This is a genomic window from Salinivibrio sp. MA427, assembly GCF_001996115.1.
Taxonomy (GTDB): Bacteria; Pseudomonadota; Gammaproteobacteria; order Enterobacterales; family Vibrionaceae; genus Salinivibrio; species Salinivibrio costicola.
The window spans coordinates 1-4,372 of sequence record NZ_MUFH01000226.1 but is presented as its reverse complement, the minus strand read 5'-3'; the positions used below and the strand labels follow the sequence as shown (position 1 = coordinate 4,372).

Genomic DNA, 4,372 nt, shown 5'->3' with positions numbered 1-4,372 from the left:
AAAATAACAACTTATTAACAAATTATTGCATTATTACCTATCAAAATTGACCGAGATCGCGAATGTGTAATCCGAGGCTTTTATACTTTGCGTATTTGGCTAGATTCGTTAGCTTAGAAGCAGGCAGTCATAAAAGGGTCACACCAACAAGTTAGACTGCCTAATAATATCGGCAGCATGATTATTAACTATTGGCATAACTCTTGCTGCCGTTATGAGACAAGAAAGGATGACTGTAATTCTGGTTTAAAGTGGTTCCAGATGCGGCTTCAGGCATCTCGTTATATTTGCTTGTTGTAGTGAATGGAGTCATAGATGAAGAAACTGGCATTAGTAACTGGCGCAAAAGGCGGCATTGGATCAGCGATCACCGAAAAGTTAGTTGATGATAATTATCGCGTCATTGCAACACACTTCACGGGCGGTGGTCAGTGCGCACAAGACTGGTTTGAAGAAAAAGGGTTCAAACAAGATCAAGTGCGCCTATTCGAACTTGATGTTACCGATACAGAACAATGCGCTACACGTCTTGCTAAACTGCTTGAAGAAGAAGGCACAATCGATATCTTGGTAAATAACGCCGGGATCACGCGTGACAGTGTATTCAAAAAGATGGATGCCGATAAATGGCACGACGTCATCAACACCAACCTCAATAGCCTCTTTAACGTCACTCAACCTTTGTTCGCTGCCATGTGCGAAAAGGGAGGTGGACGTATCATTAATATCTCGTCTGTAAATGGTCAAAAAGGCCAGTTTGGCCAAGCAAATTATGCCGCAGCGAAAGCAGGGATGATGGGCTTTAGCAAATCGTTAGCTGCCGAAGGAGCCCGCGCAGGCGTCACCGTGAATGTGGTTGCGCCAGGGTATACCGCGACGCCCAYGGTAACGGCCATGCGCGAAGACGTACTTGAGTCGATTACCAATCAAATCCCGATGAAACGCTTGGCAAAGCCAGAAGAAATTGCGGCTTCCGTGGCTTACCTCGCAAGCGAGGCAGGCGCATACATTACGGGTGAAACGCTGTCGGTCAACGGCGGCCTGTACATGCAATAAATCAAGGATAGATTGATGGAACGCATTTTTATTGTGGCGGCAAAACGCACCGCCATCGGTGCTTTTTCAGGCACGCTCAAAGATATCCCTACCGGCCAATTGGCTGCCTATGCTATCAAAGGCGCATTAGCTGAAGGTCGATTAACTGGTGAGGCTATCGACGAAGTGATTGTTGGCAATGTAGTCAGCGCCGGACAAGGAATGGGAATAGGTCGTCAAGCAGCTATCTATGCCGATATCCCTACTCATGTTCCCGCATACTCTATCAATATGGTCTGCGGCAGTGGGAGCAGAAAACGTTGCTAAAAAAATGGATATCACTCGCGAGCAACAAGATCAGTTTGCCCTACACAGCCAGCAAAAAGCGGTTGCAGCGATAGAAGCCGGTCGCTTTAAAAGCGAGATCACTCCCATTGAGATTAAGCAGCGTAAGCAGACCATTACCTTTGACACCGATGAGTATCCTAAAGAAGACGTAACCCTTGAGGGGCTGGGAAAATTACGTCCCGCCTTTGATAAAGAAGGCTCGGTGACCGCGGGGAATGCATCAGGCATCAACGATGGTGCCAGTGCGGTGATCTTAGCCTCCGAATCGGCAGTCAATAAACATGGGCTCACCCCATTAGCAGAAGTAAGTGCCTATTCACAGCACGGGGTTGATCCTAGCGTCATGGGGTTAGGCCCAGTAGGTGCGGTGAACACCGCACTCGATAAAGCCAATCTCACTCTCGATAACATTGATTTGTTTGAACTCAACGAGGCATTTGCTGCGCAAGCACTCGGGGTGGTTCACCAACTAGCAGAGCACCACAAGACGACGCCCGATGCCATCTTGGCACGTGCTAACGTCAATGGCGGAGCAATTGCACTTGGCCACCCGCTTGGTGCATCCGGCAACCGAATTGTTGTGACCTTGCTACACGAGCTTGCGCGAAGAGGCGAAACCTATGGCGTTGCTTCTTTGTGTATTGGCGGCGGTATGGGTACGGCTTTAGTAATTAAGCGTACACAAGCATAAACGGACACTTGCGACCTTGGGGTAAATCCCCAGAACAACACTATCAGGAGATACACCATGTACACAGATATGTTTAAAGCGTTTTCTGAGCAATCTGAAAAAGCCCTGGCTCCCTACGTTAATTTTAACAAGCTGGTAGCCAAAAACGTCGAAACACTCACCGAACTGCAAATGAATGCGATGCGCACATACAGCTCGCTCGGTCTTGAGCAGATGAAAGCAGCCAGCGAAGTCAAAGATGTCACCAGCATGACATCATTTAGCAGCCAGCAACTGGCAGCATTGACCAAACTGTCTCAGCAAATGATGGATGACAGCACCAAACTGCAAAACATCGCTAAAGAGTTCAAAGAAGATATCGACAAAATCACGGCTGAAAACATGAAAGCCGGCACCCCAGCATAAAGGCAGGGTTACTGCACTATCGCCTGCTACTCACCGTAGCAGGCATTTATAGTGCTTTTCCGATCAAGAGGGCAACATTATGTTTCATCACTTCTTTTCGGACTACCTTGCCAGGCTGCAAGAACAAAACCAGCAATGGTGGCAGGATCTTGAGCAGGGCAAGGCAGCCGTAGACACACCGTTTAATCAAGCCATGCAGGAAGTCAGCCTGCAAGACACTGCTCAATTGCTGGAAGGCGCGGCTCAACAACCCGCTGCACTTCTACAAGTACAGATGCAGTGGTGGGAACAACAAATGCAAATCTGGCAGAACGCCATGCTCGCCCGTGATAACACGGACGAAGTGATCAGCGAAGGTAGCGACGATAAACGTTTCAAGGACAAGGCGTGGCAAGAAGATGTCCTCTATAACTTTATCAAGCAATCGTATCTGTTATTTGGACGTACCTACATGGAAACCATTGAGGCCATCGAAGGACTCGATGATAAAACCCGTGAGCGTCTCTCTTTTTTCTCTCGCCAAGCCATTAATGCCATGGCCCCCAGCAACTACATCGCGACCAACCCAGAGTTGTTAAAAATGACGCTGGAATCAAAAGGTGAGAACTTGCTGCGTGGCATGGAGCAGTTAAAGCAAGACATGGAGTCAAGCGCCGACATCCTAAAAGTACGCATGACCAATAATAACGCTTTCCGCGTTGGCGATGACGTTGCTAACACCCCAGGAGACGTGGTGTATAAAAATGACCTGTTTGAGCTTATTCAATACCGCCCAGTCACCGAAAACGTCCATGCCACCCCTGTGTTAGTGGTGCCGCCTTTTATCAATAAATATTACATTCTCGATTTGCGCGAGAAAAACTCACTGGTTCGTTGGTTAGTAGAACAGGGACACACCGTCTTCTTGATGTCATGGCGCAATCCATCTGCTGAGCAAGCTGATATTGGCTTTGAAGACTATGTCACGCAAGGGACAGTAAAAGCTGTCAGTGCGATTGAAGACATCACCGGCCAATCACAGATTAATGGTGTCGGCTATTGTATTGGCGGAACCGTATTAGCGTGCACCATTGCCTACTACTCTGCCAAACGCATGAAAGCGCGTATTAAGTCGGCAAGTTTCTTTACTACCTTACTCGATTTCTCACAGCCTGGTGAAATTGGCGCTTACATCAATGATAGTCTCATCCGAGCCATAGAAGCGCAGAATACTGCTCGCGGTTATATGGATGGGCGATCGCTGAGTGTGACCTTTAGCTTGTTGCGGGAAAATAGTCTTTATTGGAACTACTACATCGAGAACTATCTGAAAGGGAATAGCCCAGTCGATTTTGATTTGCTGTATTGGAACAGTGACAGTACCAACGTGGCAGCTAAAACCCATAATTTTATCCTGCGCGATTTATACCTCGAAAATAAGCTGGTGCAAGATAAGGGCGTTAAAGTCGGTGGTGTATGGATTGATCTCAATAAAATCAAAGTTCCCAGTTATTTTATTTCCACTAAAGAAGACCATATTGCTCTGTGGCAAGGCACGTACCGTGGTGCGCTCAATGTCGGTGGCAATAAAACCTTCGTATTAGGTGAGTCCGGCCATATTGCAGGGATTGTTAATCACCCAGTGAAGAAAAAATACGGCTTTTGGACCAATGACCACCTCGCAGAGACGGCAGAGGAGTGGCTGGAAGGCGCGTCTCACCAGACTGGATCATGGTGGACACATTGGGAAAAATGGTTACGAAGTTATAGTCCCGACGAACAAGTTGAGCCCTACCCAACAGGATCAGACAGCTACCCTGTACTTTATGCTGCACCAGGTGAATATGTACGCCAGGTACTGCCGGTTAAATCGGACGTTGAGCCGAAATCAGCCGAATCTGAACCGGTAAAAGA

The 4,372-nt window shown here is 47.6% G+C and carries 3 protein-coding genes and 1 pseudogene; all 4 read left to right on the top strand.

Going from position 1 to position 4,372, the window contains the following annotated elements; genetic code table 11:
- The first annotated feature begins 315 nt into the window (after positions 1 to 315).
- Positions 316 to 1,056 carry an SDR family oxidoreductase gene (locus BZG79_RS12245; protein WP_077774508.1) on the top strand — a complete coding sequence of 247 codons (741 nt, stop codon included), beginning with the start codon at positions 316 to 318 and terminating at the stop codon, positions 1,054 to 1,056.
- 15 nt (positions 1,057 to 1,071) lie between these two features.
- A pseudogene (locus BZG79_RS12240) lies at positions 1,072 to 2,074 on the top strand (acetyl-CoA C-acyltransferase).
- A gap of 57 nt (positions 2,075 to 2,131) precedes the next feature.
- Complete coding sequence (locus BZG79_RS12235; RefSeq protein WP_021022030.1) at positions 2,132 to 2,479, top strand: phasin family protein; 348 nt, start codon at positions 2,132 to 2,134, stop codon at positions 2,477 to 2,479.
- A gap of 79 nt (positions 2,480 to 2,558) precedes the next feature.
- The coding region (gene phaC / locus BZG79_RS12230) for a class I poly(R)-hydroxyalkanoic acid synthase (protein WP_108743289.1) at positions 2,559 to 4,372 on the top strand (1,814 nt) is incomplete at its 3' end.